This window comes from Drancourtella sp. An57, from assembly GCF_002161525.1.
Lineage (GTDB): Bacteria > Bacillota > Clostridia > Lachnospirales > Lachnospiraceae > Sellimonas > Sellimonas catena.
On the sequence record NZ_NFHY01000043.1, the window covers coordinates 1 to 667 of the forward strand.

Here is a 667-nt window from a genome sequence, read left to right on the forward strand (position 1 = left end):
CATTGTCTTATTTCTGAGGGCGGTTACAGCGACAATGCTTTCTGGCGCAAGACTCATCATTTCAACTATACTTATCTGCGCAACGCTTTCCGTACTGCTCTCCTGAATGAATTGGAGGCTAAGATCGGCCCTTCTTTTAAAAAGGTGAAGGCTCGCTGCTACCGGGAACACAAAGACGGCTTCTATGTCTATGCCAAACCCAATAACTGTGACCCGAAAACTGCTATCAAATATATCGGCCGCTATCTCGGCCGTCCGGTGATCGCTACTTCCCGCATTGACAACTATGATGCTGACTTCGTTACCTTCCATTACAATCGCCATGAAGATGATCAATATGTGGAAGAGACTATCCCGGTCATGGAATTTATACAGCGTCTGGTCCGTCATATCCCGGAAAAACATTTTAAGATGATCCGCTATGGCGGCATTTATGCCAGGCACAGGGAGATTGATAAAAAACTCCGCAGGACCATTTCCCGGGAAAAACACCACATTTACAGGAGTTTTAACCAGTGGCGTACCGCCATCCTTTCTTCCTTTGGTTATGACCCGATCAAATGTGAATGCGGTACAACCATGCTGTTCTTAGAGCTTTATTTCAATCATAAACGTGTTTCTCTGGAAGAAATGTACGAGAAAGCCATGTCCCGTTCTCGTGGAAAGA

1 protein-coding gene is annotated in these 667 nt (G+C 45.6%); it reads left to right on the forward strand.

The genetic code is table 11. The features are described 5' to 3' along the window. A partial coding sequence (locus B5G11_RS16095; protein ID WP_204229641.1) for a transposase occupies positions 1 to 667 on the forward strand: 667 nt, incomplete at both ends.